This is a genomic window from Megasphaera coli (assembly GCF_900095855.1).
Lineage (GTDB): Bacteria > Bacillota > Negativicutes > Veillonellales > Megasphaeraceae > Megasphaera > Megasphaera massiliensis_A.
The window spans coordinates 907,505-924,763 of record NZ_FMIY01000002.1 but is presented as its reverse complement, the minus strand read 5'-3'; the positions used below and the strand labels follow the sequence as shown (position 1 = coordinate 924,763).

The window sequence follows — 17,259 nt, the reverse complement described above, 5'->3', positions numbered from 1 at the left end:
AGAGAGTGAACAAGCAGCATAAATTGGAACCGATCAGGCTGGATACGTATAAGCCCCTGCGTGATGTCGTCAGCGAAGCGCTGCGGCAGGCTATTCGTGAAGGTGTCCTGCAGCCGGGAGAACGGCTTATGGAAATTCAGCTCGCCGACGAGCTCGGCGTAAGCCGTACGCCCATACGGGAAGCCATTCGTAAGCTGGAGCTTGAAGGCTTCGTCGTCATGGTGCCGCGCCGCGGTACGTACGTGGCCGACATTTCCTTAAAAGACGTCGTGCAGGTCTTTGAAATCCGCAGTGCCCTGGAGGAATTGGCCGCCGGCCTTGCGGCGGAGCGCATTACGCCGGACGAGCTGGAAGAGCTGGAACGGATTCTCGTGGAAATTAACGACTATATTGCGCGTGATGACTTTGACAAGATAGTCGATGCGGACATTCGCTTCCACGGTATCCTCTATAAGGCGAGCCGCAACAACCGCCTCGTCGACATTCTCCGCAATCTGCGCGAGCAAATGCTGCGTTTTCGCTCCATTTCCATGCATTATCCGGGCAGACTGGCGGCGACGTGGGAAGAGCATCGGCAACTTGTCGAATGTATTGCCAACCGCAACAGCACGCAGGCCCGGAAAATTGCCAAAAAGCATATGGAAAACTCGGAACGGACGCTGATCATGGGCATCAATCAGGACGAAACGTCGGCTCGCCTCGTGCATGAGCTGTTTCCCCACTGACAGAAGGAGAAAGAGAGTATGGAATATCAAAGATACAGCGAAGAAGACGGATTTGAACGCTTTTTGGCACTTGTGTCGAAAGGCGTTATCCTCTTAATTGTCGTACGTCTTATTATCGCCTTTTTCATGGGCCAATTATAAAATAATAATTTCGTGAGGTGCGGACGGTGCAATATAATCCTGTAACGGCAGAGGTCATACGGGCTCTGCAGGAAGCGGTCGGTCAAAAATATGTAAAAACGGAGCCGGCCGTATTGGAGGTATATAAAAAAGATGAAAGCATGACGCCGTCTTTTTGGAGCTTACCGGAAGCCGTCGTCCTGCCGGCATCGGCTCAAGAAGTGGCGGCGGTCATGAAAATCGCCAACCGTTGTAAAGTACCCGTTACGCCGCGCAGTGCCGGTACAAGTGTCAGCTGCGGTGCCGTTCCTGCATATGGCGGTATTGTTCTGCTCATGGAACGGCTGAATAAAATTTTGGAGCTGAATGAAGAGGGCATGTACATGACCGTTGAGGCGGGCGTGCGCACAGGAGATATACAGAACCTGGCCCGCTCGAAAGGGCTCCTGTATGCAGGCGACCCGTGCAGTGCCGACAGCTGTCTCATCGGCGGCAATCTTGCCACCAATGCCGGTGGGAATAAGGCCGTTCGTTACGGCACGACGCGTCATCAGGTCTATGCCGTAGAGGTCGTTTTGCCGAACGGAAAGATAACGAATCTCGGCGGCGTCCTCAAAAAGTGTTCCACCGGCTTTTGCCTCGAACAGCTGATCATCGGCAGTGAAGGGACACTCGGCATCATTACGAAGGCGACCGTAAAGCTCGTTCCCCTCTGCCCGTATCACATCGACGTGCTCGCCGTCTTTACGAACCTTGCGGCGGCGACGGCTCTCGTGCCGCCGCTCGTCAAGGCAGGTATAAATCCGACATCCGTCGAATTTATGGATAATAATTTCGTGCGCAGCGCTTCCGATTACAGTGAAGTGCGCCTGCCTCATTATGAAGACGGGTTTTACGATATTATTACGATTGAAACTTTTAACGAGGCGGAGCTTGACGAAAAAATGGAAAAGCTCGCTTCTATTTGTGAGGCCTGCGGCGCAACGGACGTGGTCGAAGCGGACGAGCGCGTCTGGAAGGTGAGGCGCAATTGCCTCGAAAGTACGCGTGCCTTTTCCAAAGTCGCCACGTCGGAAGACCTGGTCGTACCGGTCGTGCGCATCGCCGAGTGTATTCGGCACTTAGCGGCGGAAAGCCGAAAGTACGATTTTCGCATCTTCTGCCTTGCCCATGCAGGTGACGGCAACCTGCACTTCCAAATCCTCAAGGGTGATATGAGCGATGACGAATGGGAAAGACAGACGGAGGCTTTCCGCGCCGTCGCATACCCGTATGTCTACAGCCTGGGCGGCCGGTTATCCGGCGAGCACGGCATCGGCCTGAAGCGGCTCAAATATATGGAAAAATATACGGACCCGGTCGAACTGGAATTGATGAAGACCATAAAAAGAGCCATCGATCCGAACCGGATTTTAAATCCCGGCAAGGTAATGGATTTTGAGTCGTCAAAAGAAATGTAAAATGTACCGGTAAACATAAAAATAAGGGACATCAAGACGTTTTTCCTGATGTCCCCTTTATATTTTGGTGGAGATGAGGAGAGTCGAACTCCTGTCCGTACGCACTGCCCCATGAACCTCTCCGAGCGCAGACCTTGTTCGGCGTCTCAATCGGTTTTCGTACAAGGACAAACCGGACCGATCCAGCCCGTCGAGTTCCCAAAGCGGTTGTCGGGCACAACCGCTCGGTATCCTGCTTAGTGACGTCTCCTACTGCCCGCAGGAATAACGGTAAGAGACGTTAGCTGCCCTTAGGCGGCTAAAGCAAAATTATTTTCTTTTGCGTTTAATTTAAGGTTCACCGTTTTACGGGCAGATGAAACCCCGGCTCGCTGTTCATGATACAACTGCGCACGTCGAAACCTTTACATCCCCGTGCTTACGTTTTGCCTTCTTTCAGGCGCTTCAATTCGGCCTGCTCTTCCGGCGGCAGGCTGACGCCGCAGCATCCGCCCGTGTTGTTTGATGTGAATCCCTTGCATATTTGGCGGAGCGCCTCTTTCTTTTCGTTGATTACTTTCTTTATATCTGCCATAGCCTTATCCTTGTTAAAGACAGATGTCCTCCATGAGTACACCTGAAATAATACCTTATTACCGAACAACCGGTATCGTCAGATTATCATACATTTTCGGAATTGTAAAGATATGCGGCATACATGGTGTTATCCGTGCAAGCGGTGTATAATAAAACTATCTTACTTATGCAAAAGAGGTGTCCTCGTGAGAAAAATCATTGACGACAAGAGACTTCTCGTCAAAAGCTGTATTTTATACTACAGGGAGAATCTCGGCCAGCAGGAAATTTGTGATATATTGGGCGTGTCCAGGCCGACGGTTTCACGCTTATTGAAAATGGGACGGGACCGGGGAATTGTCAAAATTGAAGTGGTCGACCCCTTTGCGCCGGAATACGGCGATTTGGAACGGCGGCTGGAGGCGCGCTTCGGCCTGCAGGAGGTCATCGTCGTGGAAGATCGGCCCGTTGCGGTCGCAACGGAACACATCAGCAGCCTCATGGGCACGACGGCGCTGTCCTACTTGGAACGGGTCCTCAAGGACGGCGATGATGTGGGCGTGACCCTGGGCCTTACGCTGCATAATATTGCGCACGCGGACTATACTGTTGATAAGGCCGTACACTGCCGTTTTATTCCCGTTTTGGGCGGCGTCGGCGAAACTTATTTGGAACTTCACGCCAACAGCTTGGCCGCGGAATTTGCCAAGCGTTTTCGTGCCGACTACGTGCCCTTTTACGCACCGGCCGTCTTTTCGGACGCCAATGTTCTGCGCGGCTTTAAACGGGAGCCGTCCATTGCCCGTATATTCTCGCTCTTTGAGCACTTGGACGCCGTCGTCATGAGTATAGGCGTACCGCAGGGCGACTACTCGACGGTCATTAAGATGAAGTATATTGACGAAACCATTTTACAAGATTTCTCGGCCCGCGGCGCCGTCGGCGACATCGGCCTGCAATATTTTGACATACACGGCCGGACGGAGCGGTTCACATCGCACAACGAGCACGTGGCGGGCATGACACTGGCGGATTTGCGCAACGTGCCGCGGCGCATCGGCGTCGTCGGCGGCAGCGGCAAGGTGGAAGCCGTTATCGGCGCCGTTCGGGGCGGTTACATCAATACGCTCATTACGGATGTTTCCTGTGCGACGGGGCTTCTTGCCTATGAGGAAACGCCGGAAAACGATGACTGAGGAGTCTTGAGAATGAAATATTATGCCGAAATAGTCGGCTTCGGGACGGAAGCGCTGCGTTTTTTGACCGATCCCGGTTCAGAGTCCCTTATTTTGTTTGACAAGCATGTACCGCCGGAGCTTTCGGAAATCGCAGTGCTGCAAAAACAAAAAGTCTGTTCCCCGACGATCGCCGCCGGCGATATGCTTGTCATTTGCGGCAAAGTATTTACCGTTACGGCTGTCGGCAGCACGGCGTTGCAGTCTTTGAGCGAACTGGGACACTGTACGCTGTGCTTTACGGGCGGCAGTGAAGCGCAGCGGCCCGGCTGCATTATGGCGGCAGGTGAAGAAAAATTATTGCCCCGAGATGTACAAGCCGGCAAGACTATAGAAATATATTAGGGCGCATTAGAAAACGGCATAGATCTTTTCTTTACGGCACGGTTATTTTTCTGTATGCTGTAATATGCGGCAGGCCATAAAAAGGGGAGAAGAAAATGAAAAACGAAGATTTGGCAAAGCATGCGGCCCATGTGCGCCGAAATATAGTGAAAATGCTGACCGTAGCGAAGTCCGGCCATCCCGGCGGGTCTTTGTCGGTTACGGATATATTGCAGGTCCTTTACTTTGAGACGATGAATGTGGATGCCGCCCGGCCCGATGCGCCCGACAGAGACCGGTTTGTCCTCTCCAAGGGACACGCGGCGCCGGCTCTTTACGCGACGCTTGCGGAGAAAGGATATTTTCCGGAAGAAGAGCTGTGGCATTTGCGGCAGTGCGGTGCCATGCTCCAAGGCCATCCCGATATGAAACATACACCCGGCGTCGACATGTCTACGGGCTCTCTGGGACAGGGGCTTTCAGCGGCAAACGGCATGGCTTTGGCAGCCAAGTTGGACAAGTCTGCGCGGCGCGTTTATGCCGTCTGCGGTGACGGTGAGCTCCAGGAAGGGCAGATTTGGGAAGCCGCCATGTCGGCAGGTCATTATAAGTTGGATAATTTGACCGTCTTTGTAGATCATAATAAATTGCAGATTGACGGCACGAATGATGAGGTTATGTCGGTCATGCCCATTGCGGAAAAATTCAGGGCCTTCGGCTGGAACACCGTTGAAATCGACGGGCACGACTATGACGCCATTCGCGGCGCTTTGACGGCAGCCAAGGCGGCCGTGGGCAAACCGACGGTCATTGTTGCGGAAACGGTGAAGGGGAAGGGCGTTTCCTTTATGGAAAATCAGGTCGGTTGGCACGGCAAGGCGCCGAATGAGGAGCAATGCGCTCTGGCGGTTCGTGAATTGGGAGGTGAAGCGTAATGGGAACGGCAACGAGAGCGGCATACGGTCAGGTGCTGAAGTCGACTTTATATAAGAATCCGAATGTCGTCGTCCTGGAAGCGGATCTTGGCAATGCCACGAAGTCCGCAGCCTTTAAAGAGGTGGCGCCGGAACGGTATTTTAACATGGGAATTTCCGAACAGGACATGATGGGTACGGCCGCAGGCTTTGCGGCAGCCGGTAAAATTCCTGTTGCCAGCACCTTCGCCGTTTTTGCTGCGGGCAGAGCCTTTGAGCAGATACGCAATTCCATATGCTATCCTAATTTGAATGTAAAAATCTGCGCCACCCATGCAGGCCTTACGGTCGGTGCCGACGGGGGCAGTCATCAGGCTGTAGAAGATATATCGCTCATGCGGACCTTGCCGAATATGACGGTCATCAATCCGGCCGATGCCAAAGAAGCGGCAGCCGCCGTTTGTGCGGCTGTCGATCATGCCGGTCCCGTCTATGTGCGCCTCGGCCGTGCCGAAGTGGAAGATATTCACGGCGACGACTATGCTTTTAAATGGGGGAAAGGTGAACTTCTGCGCGACGGCGGCGACGTGACGATTTTCGCGACGGGGATCATGGTTGCCAAGGCTTTGGCGGCTGCAGGGGAATTGGCTGCCGCCGGTATAAGTGCGCGCGTCGTCAATATACATACGATCAAGCCCTTGGATGAAGAACTCGTCATCGCATCGGCGAGAAAGACGGGCAAGGTCATAACGGCGGAAGAACACAGCGTTATCGGCGGTCTCGGTTCGGCAGTTGCCGAAGTATTGGCGCGGAGCTGTCCGACAAAGCAGGCTTTTGTCGGGATTCAGGATACCTTCGGCGAATCGGGATCACCCGAGGATTTATTGGAAAAATACGGCCTGACTGCGGAAGCCATAGTCAAAGCGGCCAAGGTATTATAGATCTGTGCGACAGGAAGTCCTTTTGACTGTAAAGGGAGATGAGGCCATGACGGATAATGCTGTATACAAAAAATTACAGAACGGCAGCGATATACGCGGTGTAGCCGTTGCAGGCGTCAAGGGAGAAGCCGTGAACCTGACGGCGCGGCGGGTCGCTCAAATCGGCGGTGCCTTTGTGACCTTTTTAGCGGAGAGAAGCGGCAGGGCGGCAGGCGATTTAAAAATCGCCGTCGGTCACGATTCGCGTATTTCCGCCCCCGAACTGAAAGAGGCCTTTCTGCAGGGCCTGGCGGGGCAGGGTGTAGCGGCCATGGATTGCGGTCTCGCCTCGACGCCGGCCATGTTTATGTCCACGGTCTTTGAAGAAATGCAGACGGACGGTGCCGTCATGCTCACGGCCAGCCATTTGCCATATAACCGCAACGGCCTGAAGTTTTTTACGCCTGACGGAGGTCTGGAAAAAGCGGATATTGCCAAAATTTTGGATATTGCCGCCAAAGAAGAGACCGTTCCGGGCGGCGCGGCCGACGTAAAGGAATATAACCTCATGGGCCTCTATACGGCTCACTTGCGGCGGCTTATTTGCAAAGAACTGAATATGCCCGAAACGGCACGGCCGTTTGAAGGCATGCACATCGTAGTTGACGCGGGTAACGGCGCCGGCGGATTTTTTGTGACCGACATTCTCCGGCCTCTCGGTGCCGATACGGCGGGCAGCCGCTTTTTGGAGCCTGACGGCATGTTTCCCAATCACGTTCCCAACCCGGAGGACAAGGCCGCCATGGCGTCCGTTAAAGAAGCGGTCCTCAAGAACCGTGCCGATTTGGGCCTTATTTTCGACACCGACGTGGACCGCATGAGCGCCGTTCTTGCAGACGGCACGGAAGTGAACCGTAATGCTCTCATCGCCATGATGGCGGCCATTTTGGCGCCGGACTACCCGAAGAGTACGATTGTGACGGACTCGGTTACGTCCGACGAATTGACGGAGTTTTTGGAAGAAGAGCTTCACCTCGTACATCATCGCTATATGCGCGGCTACAAAAATGTCATTAATGAATGTATGCGTCTCAATAAGAGCCTCGTCATGTCGCCGCTGGCCATCGAAACGTCAGGTCACGGTGCGCTCAGTGAAAACTATTACCTCGATGACGGTGCGTATTTGGCGGTGAAGCTTCTTACGGCGGCGGCAAAGGCGCGGCGCAGAGGCAAAACGCTGGCAAGCCTCATTGAGAAGCTGCGCGAGCCGGCGGAAGCGTGCGAATACAGGCTGGCCATATCGGGCACGACGGACGTGCAGGCTTACGGTGCCGGTGTCCTCGACGGCCTGGAAAAAGCGGCCTTGGACGCGCGCATACCCATTGCGACACCGTCATATGAAGGCGTACGCCTGTGCTTTTCTCAAGGGTGGGCACTCCTGCGCATGTCTCTGCACGATCCCGATATGCCGCTTAACATAGAGAGCAGGGAAGCAGGCGGTTGTGCGAAGATTAAAGCTGCCGTTTACGATCTGTTGAAAGCATGGGAACATTTGGACTCGACGGCCTTACTGTAGAGAGAAAGGAGACCCCCGTGCAATACATACATATTTATCATTCACCCGTCGGTCCGTTGACCTTGACTGCCAATGACGCCGCTCTTACGGGCTTATGGTTTGAGACCGGTACATATACGCCCGATTTCGGCAAAGATTATGTAAAAAAAGAGACGGCTTTATTGAAAAACGTTTCCGGGCAACTGGACACATACTTCGCCGGCCGCAGACCGCAGTGGGATATACCGCTGCAAATGGAAGGCACGGCTTTTCGCCGTGCCGTGTGGGACATTTTGCGTACCATCCCGTATGGAAAAACCGTTACATACGGTGAAATTACAGCAAAAATCGCTGCACAGACGGGAAAACGGATGGCTGCCCAAGCCGTCGGCGGCGCCGTCGGCCACAACCCGATCTCCATTATCGTGCCGTGTCACCGTGTTATCGGCAGTGACGGCAGCCTGACCGGCTATGCAGGCGGTATGAACAGGAAAAGGTATCTGCTTGCGCTGGAAGGAGCATGGAAACCGACTTAAAAGAACAGAGTATATGAGCTTGCGGTAACAGTATTTTGGAATCTGATGAATCGGAGGATATATGGCCGGGGAACAGCAGGGACATTCCGAAATTTCCATTAAAAATAAATACAGCACGACTATTTTGCCGATAGTTTTGGCTGCAGGAGACTATTTTGCCATTTTATTGGCTGCCTTTTTTTCGGAAGCACTGCGTAATTGTCTCATTTCGTCGACATATTTTCGTCTTTCGTGGTTAAGCTTTCACGTCATTATCCCCTTCGTATATATCGTATTTATGCAAATTAGCGGGCTGTATACGCGGCGGATGCAGTTTTGGCGGGTCATTTCTAAAATATTCAATGTCAATGTCTATGCTGTCGTCTCACTTGTCTTTCTGATGTACCTGAACCAAGTGGCGGCGTCTACGTCACGTCTGTTTGTGATTTTCATGGCGATATCGTCTTTCTTCTTGCTTGTGGCGATGCGGTATATTATGAAAAAAATATTTTTATATACCCATATGCTTCAGATACCTGTTCTTGTTATGGGTGCAGGCAAGACGGCGTCTCTTATTCTCGATTATTTAAAGACCGATGCCGGCTTGGGTTATGATTTTATAGGTTACTTGGAGGATAATAAAGCCGAACAAAAGGTTATCTCCATGATGCCTCATTTAGGGAAATTTTCCGATGCGGAAACCGTTATTAAAGCAACGGGGGTACAGCAGATCATGGTCATCGCTCCGGGACTGAATAACGAAGGCATTCAAAATATAGTTTATCGGCTGCAGCCCTTAGTAAGGCGTATCTCCTTTATTCCCGACATGGGGACCATGCCGTTGGCTACTATGGATATGGAAAGCCTTATTGACGGACATATTGTTACATTTACAATCCGGAATAACTTAGACCACTGGTATAACCGCTTAATTAAACGGGCAGTAGATCTGGCTTTGACGAGTATCGGCATTATTTGCTTGTTACCGGTGTTTCTGTTAATATCCATTTGGATATATAAAGATTCGCCGGGGCCTGTTGTTTTTAAACACTATCGAGTCGGGCGCAACGGCAAGAAATTTCCGTGTTATAAATTCCGCAGCATGTGTGTTGATGCGGATGTAAAACTGAAAGAACTCCTCGAAAAGGATGCAGAGGCAAAAGCGGAATGGGAAAAAGAATTCAAACTAAAGAACGATCCGCGCATTACCAGCAGCGGGGCATTTTTACGCAGAACAAGCTTGGATGAGTTGCCGCAGCTTTTTAACGTGCTTAAAGGAGAAATGAGCCTCGTCGGCCCTCGGCCTATTATTGATGCGGAAGTTTCCCGTTACGGCAAATATATTGAAGACTTTTACATGGTTCGACCCGGCATTACGGGCATGTGGCAGACCAGCGGTCGCAGTGATGTCTCCTATGACGAACGGGTGCAAATGGATACATGGTATGTTCGTAATTGGAACGTATGGTTTGATATTGTATTGATTTGGCGGACTATAGCTATCGTGTTGAATAAAAAAGGGGCTTATTAACAGTTGGGGAGATGGAAGCCTAGATGTATGACTACCTAATTGTAGGAAGTGGATTGTTTGGCAGTATAGTTGCTCATGAAATAACCAGACGGGGGAAACGATGTCATGTAATTGAGCGACGTAATCATATAGGCGGCAATGTATACTGTGAAAATAAGGACGGCATTACTATTCATGTTTACGGTGCTCATATTTTTCACACCTCCATGAAGCATGTATGGGACTATGTCAATCGATTCGCCTCATTCAATCACTATATAAACAGCCCCATTGCCAACTACAAGGGGAAAATCTATAATTTGCCCTTTAATATGAATACATTTTCCCGGATGTGGGGGATTCGAACTCCCGAAGAAGCGAAAGCGATTATTACCAGGCAGCGGCAGTGTATAAAGGGTGAACCGAAAAACTTGGAAGAGCAGGCGATCAGTCTGGTGGGAACGGATATTTACGAGCAGCTCATTAAAGGGTATACGGAAAAACAGTGGGGACGGAAATGTACGGAATTGCCGGCTTTTATTATCAAACGCCTGCCCGTTCGGTATACGTATGATAATAATTATTTTGATGATCCCTACCAGGGAATTCCCGTAGGCGGATATACCAAGTTAATTGAGCGCCTGCTGGAGAATGTTGAAGTCCGGCTTGGTGTTGACTATATAAAGGAACGTGATATATATAATGGGCTGGCGGAAAAAATTATCTATACGGGGCCTATTGATGAATATTTTGAGTATCGCTTCGGCAATTTGGAGTATAGAGGGCTGCATTTTGAAACGGTACGATTGAACGAGGAAAATTATCAGGGCGTCGCCGTAGTGAATTATACGGCAGGAGATATTCCCTATACGCGCAGCATTGAGCATAAACATTTTGAATTCGGCCGGCAGCCCGTTACATATGTGACTAAAGAATATCCGAAAAAGTGGCAGGTCGGTGACGAAGCTTATTATCCGGTGAATGATGATAAAAACCGAGCTTTGTACGAACGGTATGCTGCCTTGGCCGATGCGGAAACAAAGACTGTTTTCGGAGGACGCTTGGCGGAATATAAGTATTATGATATGGATAAAGTGATTGCGGGTGCATTGGATCTGGCGGAACGAGAATTAGGGAGCAGCTAGTGGATATTAATATATTGGTGGCAACGCATAAACGCTATTGGATGCCTGATGATCCCGCATATTTCCCCATACATGTGGGGCGTACGGGTAAAAGCGATCTGGGGTATGCGGGCGATGATACGGGAGAGAATATTTCTTCCAAAAATGCTGGCTATTGTGAATTGACAGGATTGTATTGGGCATGGAAAAATCTTGATGCGGATTACCTCGGTCTGGTACATTACCGCCGCTACTTTACACGCAAAGAAGTGCACGGTATTGAAGGCAAAAAAGCACAGATCCTGACGACAGCCGATTGGCGGAATCTCTTGACCCTGCATCCTGTAGTAGTAGCGGATAAACGAAACTATTACATCGAGTCGAACCGGTCTCATTATAACCACGCTCACCATAGGGAAGGACTGGATGAGACGGAGCGTATTATTTGGATGCTGTACCCGGATTATAGTGAAGCGTTTGAGCTAGTATGCAGCCGTACATGGGCACATATGTTTAATATGTTTGTCATGCGCAAGGATTTATTTGATTCTTATTGTACGTGGTTGTTTTCGGTCTTGACGGAGTTGGAAGAGCGAATAGATATATCCGCTTACAATTCCTATGAAGCCCGTGTTTTCGGGTTTGTCAGCGAAATACTGCTTGACGTGTGGCTTGAAAAAAATAAGATTGATTATGCCGAGCAGAATGTGTCTTTTATAGAACCGCAAAATTGGCTGAAAAAGATAACATATTTTTTGGTTAGAAAAGTTGTGAGATAGTCATAAATATTACAATAGTGGGGGAAAATTGAGGTATGATTGATACGATAAAAGAATTATATCAGTATCGTGAAATGATCAGCAGTATGGTCAAACGGGATTTACGCGGCAGATATAAAGGGTCTATGTTGGGGTTTTTGTGGACTTTCATTAATCCGTTGCTACAGCTGTTGATTTATACTGTCGTGTTTTCCAGTATTATGCGAATGGGAATTGAGCACTATGAAGTATTCCTGTTTGTAACATTAATTCCTTGGATATTTTTTGCTAATAGTTTACTAGGCGCTATTGGGAGCATTGTTTATAATCAGAACTTAGTGACTAAAATATATTTTCCGAGAGAAGTACTGCCGTTATCGGTCGTAACTAGTCATTTTATCAATATGCTGTATTGTTTTGTGATCGTTTTGGCTGTCGTTGTTTTTTATAATTATAATCTTAACTTGATTGCCTGGCTAACTTTGCCTGTTGTAGCAATAATGGAGTATATATTGGCATTAGGGTTTGCTTTCATTATTTCGGCAGTTACTGTATATATTCGCGATATGGAGCACATTCTAAGTATTATTGTGTTTGGCTGGCAATTCTTAACGCCCGTCATGTATCCGGAATCGTTGATTCCGGAAAAATATAGTTTTCTATTTTCGTTGAATCCGATGGCACCTATTATTATTTCGTATAGAGATATCTTATATTATGGTCGATTGCCAGACATGATGCTGCTTGCACATTCGCTTGTATTCTGCATTATTATTTTTTGCATTGGCGTATATACCTTTACAAAACTTAAAAGAAACTTTGCGGAGGAATTATAATGAATTCTATAATCGTCAATCATGTTGGTAAAAGTTTTAAAGTATATAAAGATAAAGGGCATAGTTTAAAGGAAAGGGCCTTGTTTTGGCAGCGGAATAAATATGATAGACGTGTTGTACTTGATGATATCAACTTCACCGTAAGAAAAGGAGAGGCTGTCGGTCTTATTGGTACGAATGGTTCCGGGAAAAGTACAATGTTAAAGCTGCTGAGCAGGATTATGTTTCCTAATACTGGACGCATCTCAATGAAAGGCAGAGTCGCCAGCTTAATAGAATTGGGAGCAGGTTTTCATCCAGATATGACCGGCCGGGAAAACATATATATTAATGCTTCTATCTTCGGGTTAACGAGAAGAGAAATAGATGTTAAGCTTCAACGTATTATTAGTTTTTCTGAATTAGAACAATATATCGATGAACCGGTTCGAGTGTATTCCAGCGGTATGTACATGAGATTAGCTTTTGCTGTTGCTATAAATGTAAGGGCTGATATATTATTAATTGATGAAATTTTAGCGGTTGGCGATATTCATTTTCAAGAGAAATGTTTTAAAAAATTACAAGAAATAAAGTCAGAAGGTACGACAATTGTTATTGTTTCCCATTCCATGGAACAAATTAGAGCTTTTTGTGATCGGGCATTATGGATCAGAGATGGGCATTTAGTTATGGATGATTTGCCACCTGCAGTTATTGAACAGTATATGGAATACATGAAAGAAGTATAAATTAATTACTAATGGAGTTGAAAGCATGGCTATAAAAGGAAATACGATAATACCTGCATTTAAACAAAATAATATCGTTATTATATTATCTTCAAGTGATGAATTTTCTATATACTTAGGCGTATGTATTAAATCGATCTTGTTATATGCGTCAAATCAATATAATTATGATATCATTGTTCTTGAACGAGAGATTGCGGATATTAATAAGTCTAATATTTTAAAGATGATACAAGATAAGCGCAATGTGTCCATTAGATTTTTTAATGTAACTGAGACCATGAAAGGATTAAATTTTTATCTTAATAGCACCAGACTGTCTCAGGAAACTTATTATGGGTTGTTAGCCCCTTATGTATTATCGAACTTTAAACGTGCTATTATCATGGATTGTGATATGATTGCAAAACATGATTTGGCAGATTTATACTTTGATGACTTGGGAGATAAAATTATCGGCGGCGTAAATGATATCGTTCTTCAGGGGTGGTTGAATGATCGACAGATGAACGATACTTATTATTATTATATAGATTATCTTCGTATTACTGACCCATATAAATGTTTTAATGGCGGTTTGGTGTTATTGGATTTTGAGAAATACAGAGATTACGTTAATGTGGCTACTATTGTTGAATATATTAATAAATATCAGTTACGTGTTGTAGATCAAGATATATTTAATATTTTGTTAGAAGGAAAAAGCAAATTAATTGATTTTAGATGGAATCATATGATTTGTGAAGGCGAGGTTATTGAAAAAGCTATAAATGATGCTCCGGAAGACGTTAGAGCAGCATTCCAACAATCAAGAAAAGCGCCGTATATTATTCATTACGCCGGGGATCACAAGCCGTGGAATAATCCCTTTGTAGAATTTGGTAATGATTTCTGGGAGGTAGCCAGACAAACCGCTTTTTATGAAAGAATTTTATATAAAATGGTAAATAAGGAGGTCAATGATTCTATTTTAAGACACCAAGCAGTTCATACGGCAGGATTGATCAGACGAGTTTTTAACCCTTATAGGATAAATAAACTGAAAAATATTGTAAAGCTTATTTTTCCGGTTGGTACAAAACGATATTATGCGTTACGCAGAATGTATTTTGCAATAAGAGGCAAAACATATAGGGAGTAATATTATGAGCCAGGCCATTAATATTTTTGTATCGAATCGTATTGATTTAAATAGTGTACAGATCCCAAACTCTCTATATATACCTGTATATTGCGGGGCAATTTTTAGAGAATCGCCTTTTGCAACAGGAATTGTAGGGGATAATACAGGGGATAATATTTCCAATAAACGGAATTCTTATTGTGAGTTTACGGTACAATATTGGGCTTGGAAAAATATTGAGTCTAGGTATTATGGGTTGTGTCATTATCGGCGGTATCTATCTTTCAGTAAAGAAATATTTACTACAGACATGCTGGGCCAAGTTAATGAAAATTTTTTGGACGAGCGGTCAGAAAAAAAATATAATTTATTGGATAGTAAACGTATGAAACAGCTCATAGAAGAAAATGATGTTGTTGTTAATAAAGCGATAGATATTACTAATGTACCGACACCTCAAGGAAAACAAGCAACAGTCTATGGCCATTGGGCTGCTCACGATAAGGTTTTTATAGATAAGCGGGTTTTGCCTATTTTGATAAGTGTTATACAAGATAGATTTCCGGAATATTATGCCGCTACACAAGAGTATTTATACGGACGATGGCATAGGGGATATAATTGTTATATTATGAAACGAAAATTATTCTATAATATGTGTGAATTCCAATTCGGTGTCTTGACGGTATTGGAAGATAAACTGAGTAAATCAGGATATATAGGAAACTGTGAACGAACTATAGGGTATTTAGGTGAGATTTTATACGGCATATATATTTATTATTTATCCATACAGGACTCATGTAAGATAAAAGAGTTGCAAATGGTCTATTTTGAAGATACTGAAACTAGTAGATGGTTTGACCATATGAAAAAACAGATACTATTTACAATTAAGCATATATCAGAGCCCTTATGTTATATGGTATTGCCTAAAGCATCAAAACGAAGAAATTTTGTTAAGAAATATTATTTCAAATTAATTGGTAAATAAATAGTCAGATAAGGAGTGTTCTGATATGAAAGTCGTTTTATTAGCAGGTGGATTTGGTACTCGTATTAGTGAAGAATCTCAATTTAAGCCTAAACCTATGATTGAAATTGGAGGTATGCCTATTTTATGGCATATTATGAAAGAATATGCTTACTATGGATTCAATGAATTTATTATTTGTGCCGGATATAAACAAGATTATATAAAAAAATATTTTGCTGATTATTTTCTTCATACGTCCGATATTACTTTTGATTTTACAAAGGGCAATGATACGATCGTACATCATCGTAGTGCTGAGCCTTGGAAAGTGACTGTTGTTGATACCGGTTTAGAAACAATGACAGGAGGGCGGATTAAAAGAATCGAATCATATGTTGAAAACAACACATTTATGTTAACATATGGTGATGGTGTCAGCGATGTTCCCATTAATAAACTAGTCGAATTTCATAAAAGTCATGGTAAGATCTGTACAATGACTGCCGTAAAGCCTGAAGGACGATTTGGTATTTTGGACATTGATGATACAGCGATCAAATCATTCCGTGAAAAAAGTCAAAACGATGTAGGCTATATTAACGGCGGATATATGGTATTGGAGCCGGAGATTTTTAATTATATCAGAGATGATGAGACAACCTTTGAACGGGAACCGTTGGAAAATATTGCTTCAGAAGGACAGTTAATGGCATTTAAACATAATGGATTTTGGCAATGTATGGATACATTACGCGATCGTGAGAAATTAGAAGGCTTATGGAACAGAGGCCAAGCTGCATGGAAAGTTTGGGGGAAATAATGGTTGATTTAGGATTTTTTAAAGGTAAAAATATATTTATTACAGGACATACCGGGTTCAAAGGTGCATGGTTAAGCCGTATATTAATTAATGCCGGGGCTAACGTAACAGGCTATAGTTTACCGGCGCCAACTAATCCCAGCTTATTTGAATTAGTCGATATCTCGAATCATATTCATCATATAATTGGCGATATTCGAGATAAAGAAGCACTGCAGGACGCATTTGATTCCAGCCAGCCGGAGATTGTACTGCATTTGGCGGCACAGCCGTTAGTTAGAGAAGGGTATATTAATCCGGTATATACTTACGAGACCAATGTTATGGGGACAGTAAACATATTAGAATGTGCTCGTCATAGTGATACGGTGAAGTCATTTCTAAATGTAACAACTGATAAGGTGTACAAAAATAATGAGTGGGAATGGGGTTATCGTGAAAATGAACCGTTAGATGGATTCGATCCCTATTCTAATTCTAAAAGCTGTTCTGAACTTGTAACTCATAGTTATAAGAGCAGCTATTTTACTGATGGTCATGCTTCTATTTCTACTGCCAGAGCCGGTAACGTGATCGGCGGCGGCGATTTTGCGGAGGATCGTATTATACCTGATTGTGTTCGCGCTATTGAAATGGGGAAGAATGTAATTGTCAGAAACCCGTTTTCAACTCGGCCGTATCAACACGTATTAGAGCCCTTATTTGCATACCTATTGATTTGTGCTAAGCAATATGATAACAAGTCATTATCGGGCTGGTATAATGTAGGTCCGGATGATTGCGATTGTTTAACTACCGGTGAATTGGTGAGTCTTTTTTGTAAATATTGGGGAGACTTAAATTGGATTGATGAATCAGATAATGGCCCGCATGAAGCCAATTTCTTAAAACTGGATTCTTCTAAAATCAAAAATACATTTGGCTGGAAATCTCAATGGCATATAGAAGAAGCTGTTCAAAAAATTGTGGAATGGACACGGGTGTATTTGGGGAAAGGTAATATTACTGAAGAAATGGATTATCAAATAGAAGCATTTATAAATGTTGGGCGGTGAAAT

The 17,259-nt window shown here is 45.6% G+C and carries 19 protein-coding genes and 1 other RNA gene; 18 read left to right on the top strand and 2 right to left on the bottom strand.

Going from position 1 to position 17,259, the window contains the following annotated elements; translation table 11 throughout:
* Window positions 1–5 precede the first annotated feature (5 nt).
* From BQ2674_RS04835 to BQ2674_RS04830, 3 genes are read left to right on the top strand one after another with little or no spacing between them, the layout of a single operon-like run.
* Window positions 6–725 carry a GntR family transcriptional regulator gene (locus tag BQ2674_RS04835; protein ID WP_075572705.1) on the top strand — a complete coding sequence of 240 codons (720 nt, stop codon included), beginning with the start codon at window positions 6–8 and terminating at the stop codon, window positions 723–725.
* 18 nt (window positions 726–743) lie between these two features.
* Entirely contained in the window at window positions 744–866 is a 123-nt protein-coding gene (locus BQ2674_RS08655) for a hypothetical protein (protein WP_262359904.1), read from the top strand.
* A gap of 26 nt (window positions 867–892) precedes the next feature.
* Window positions 893–2,305: an FAD-binding oxidoreductase gene (locus tag BQ2674_RS04830; protein ID WP_075572704.1), complete on the top strand. Its 1,413-nt coding sequence runs from the start codon at window positions 893–895 to the stop codon at window positions 2,303–2,305.
* 65 nt (window positions 2,306–2,370) lie between these two features.
* Here BQ2674_RS04830 and ssrA read toward each other — a convergent pair.
* Window positions 2,371–2,719, bottom strand: a transfer-messenger RNA (tmRNA) gene (gene ssrA / locus BQ2674_RS04825).
* A 4-nt stretch (window positions 2,720–2,723) separates the two neighbouring features.
* Window positions 2,724–2,879, bottom strand: coding sequence for a hypothetical protein (locus tag BQ2674_RS08430; RefSeq protein ID WP_162839816.1), 156 nt, complete (start codon window positions 2,877–2,879; stop codon window positions 2,724–2,726).
* Window positions 2,880–3,066: 187 nt separating this feature from the next.
* Between BQ2674_RS08430 and BQ2674_RS04820 the strand changes: the two genes are divergently transcribed.
* The 15 genes from BQ2674_RS04820 to rfbG all read left to right on the top strand — a co-directional run bounded on the left by BQ2674_RS04820 (window position 3,067) and on the right by rfbG (window position 17,256).
* Window positions 3,067–4,056 (top strand): sugar-binding transcriptional regulator, encoded by a 990-nt coding sequence (locus tag BQ2674_RS04820; RefSeq protein ID WP_075572703.1) that lies wholly within the window; start codon window positions 3,067–3,069, stop codon window positions 4,054–4,056.
* 12 nt (window positions 4,057–4,068) lie between these two features.
* Complete coding sequence (locus BQ2674_RS04815; RefSeq protein WP_075572702.1) at window positions 4,069–4,440, top strand: PTS glucitol/sorbitol transporter subunit IIA; 372 nt, start codon at window positions 4,069–4,071, stop codon at window positions 4,438–4,440.
* 95 nt (window positions 4,441–4,535) lie between these two features.
* Complete coding sequence (locus tag BQ2674_RS04810; protein ID WP_075572701.1) at window positions 4,536–5,354, top strand: transketolase; 819 nt, start codon at window positions 4,536–4,538, stop codon at window positions 5,352–5,354.
* A complete protein-coding gene (locus BQ2674_RS04805; protein WP_075572700.1) occupies window positions 5,354–6,274 on the top strand; it encodes a transketolase family protein in 921 nt (306 codons plus the stop codon). Before BQ2674_RS04810 ends, BQ2674_RS04805 begins: the two co-directional genes overlap by 1 nt.
* 46 nt (window positions 6,275–6,320) lie before the next feature.
* Window positions 6,321–7,829, top strand: coding sequence for a phosphohexomutase domain-containing protein (locus tag BQ2674_RS04800; RefSeq protein ID WP_075572699.1), 1,509 nt, complete (start codon window positions 6,321–6,323; stop codon window positions 7,827–7,829).
* 17 nt (window positions 7,830–7,846) lie between these two features.
* Entirely contained in the window at window positions 7,847–8,344 is a 498-nt protein-coding gene (locus BQ2674_RS04795; protein WP_075572698.1) for a methylated-DNA--[protein]-cysteine S-methyltransferase, read from the top strand.
* A gap of 61 nt (window positions 8,345–8,405) precedes the next feature.
* Window positions 8,406–9,854 carry an undecaprenyl-phosphate galactose phosphotransferase WbaP gene (wbaP, locus tag BQ2674_RS04790; RefSeq protein WP_075572697.1) on the top strand — a complete coding sequence of 483 codons (1,449 nt, stop codon included), beginning with the start codon at window positions 8,406–8,408 and terminating at the stop codon, window positions 9,852–9,854.
* A gap of 23 nt (window positions 9,855–9,877) precedes the next feature.
* Entirely contained in the window at window positions 9,878–10,978 is a 1,101-nt protein-coding gene (gene glf / locus BQ2674_RS04785; protein WP_075572696.1) for a UDP-galactopyranose mutase, read from the top strand.
* Window positions 10,978–11,736, top strand: coding sequence for a DUF4422 domain-containing protein (locus BQ2674_RS04780; protein WP_075572695.1), 759 nt, complete (start codon window positions 10,978–10,980; stop codon window positions 11,734–11,736). Before glf ends, BQ2674_RS04780 begins: the two co-directional genes overlap by 1 nt.
* A gap of 35 nt (window positions 11,737–11,771) precedes the next feature.
* A complete protein-coding gene (locus BQ2674_RS04775) occupies window positions 11,772–12,551 on the top strand; it encodes an ABC transporter permease (protein ID WP_075572694.1) in 780 nt (259 codons plus the stop codon).
* A complete protein-coding gene (locus BQ2674_RS04770; protein ID WP_075572693.1) occupies window positions 12,551–13,282 on the top strand; it encodes an ABC transporter ATP-binding protein in 732 nt (243 codons plus the stop codon). The genes BQ2674_RS04775 and BQ2674_RS04770 overlap by 1 nt, the downstream gene beginning before the upstream one ends.
* Before the next feature lie 25 nt (window positions 13,283–13,307).
* Window positions 13,308–14,423, top strand: coding sequence for a glycosyltransferase family 8 protein (locus BQ2674_RS04765; protein WP_075572692.1), 1,116 nt, complete (start codon window positions 13,308–13,310; stop codon window positions 14,421–14,423).
* Window positions 14,424–14,427: 4 nt separating this feature from the next.
* Complete coding sequence (locus BQ2674_RS04760; RefSeq protein WP_075572691.1) at window positions 14,428–15,399, top strand: DUF4422 domain-containing protein; 972 nt, start codon at window positions 14,428–14,430, stop codon at window positions 15,397–15,399.
* 25 nt (window positions 15,400–15,424) lie between these two features.
* Window positions 15,425–16,201, top strand: a complete 777-nt coding sequence (gene rfbF, locus BQ2674_RS04755; protein ID WP_075572690.1) for a glucose-1-phosphate cytidylyltransferase — start codon at window positions 15,425–15,427, stop codon at window positions 16,199–16,201.
* Window positions 16,180–17,256 (top strand): CDP-glucose 4,6-dehydratase, encoded by a 1,077-nt coding sequence (gene rfbG, locus BQ2674_RS04750; RefSeq protein ID WP_205407611.1) that lies wholly within the window; start codon window positions 16,180–16,182, stop codon window positions 17,254–17,256. The genes rfbF and rfbG overlap by 22 nt, the downstream gene beginning before the upstream one ends.
* The last annotated feature ends 3 nt before the right edge of the window (window positions 17,257–17,259 follow it).

Coding starts and splice junctions, on each gene's coding strand:
- BQ2674_RS08655 (WP_262359904.1), top strand. CDS start 744: ATGGAATATCAAAGATACAGCGAAGAAGACGGATTTGAACGCTTTTTG.
- BQ2674_RS08430 (WP_162839816.1), bottom strand. CDS start 2,879: ATGGCAGATATAAAGAAAGTAATCAACGAAAAGAAAGAGGCGCTCCGC.
- BQ2674_RS04815 (WP_075572702.1), top strand. CDS start 4,069: ATGAAATATTATGCCGAAATAGTCGGCTTCGGGACGGAAGCGCTGCGT.
- BQ2674_RS04810 (WP_075572701.1), top strand. CDS start 4,536: ATGAAAAACGAAGATTTGGCAAAGCATGCGGCCCATGTGCGCCGAAAT.
- BQ2674_RS04805 (WP_075572700.1), top strand. CDS start 5,354: ATGGGAACGGCAACGAGAGCGGCATACGGTCAGGTGCTGAAGTCGACT.
- BQ2674_RS04800 (WP_075572699.1), top strand. CDS start 6,321: ATGACGGATAATGCTGTATACAAAAAATTACAGAACGGCAGCGATATA.
- wbaP (WP_075572697.1), top strand. CDS start 8,406: ATGGCCGGGGAACAGCAGGGACATTCCGAAATTTCCATTAAAAATAAA.
- glf (WP_075572696.1), top strand. CDS start 9,878: ATGTATGACTACCTAATTGTAGGAAGTGGATTGTTTGGCAGTATAGTT.
- BQ2674_RS04775 (WP_075572694.1), top strand. CDS start 11,772: ATGATTGATACGATAAAAGAATTATATCAGTATCGTGAAATGATCAGC.
- BQ2674_RS04770 (WP_075572693.1), top strand. CDS start 12,551: ATGAATTCTATAATCGTCAATCATGTTGGTAAAAGTTTTAAAGTATAT.
- BQ2674_RS04765 (WP_075572692.1), top strand. CDS start 13,308: ATGGCTATAAAAGGAAATACGATAATACCTGCATTTAAACAAAATAAT.
- BQ2674_RS04760 (WP_075572691.1), top strand. CDS start 14,428: ATGAGCCAGGCCATTAATATTTTTGTATCGAATCGTATTGATTTAAAT.
- rfbF (WP_075572690.1), top strand. CDS start 15,425: ATGAAAGTCGTTTTATTAGCAGGTGGATTTGGTACTCGTATTAGTGAA.
- rfbG (WP_205407611.1), top strand. CDS start 16,180: ATGGAAAGTTTGGGGGAAATAATGGTTGATTTAGGATTTTTTAAAGGT.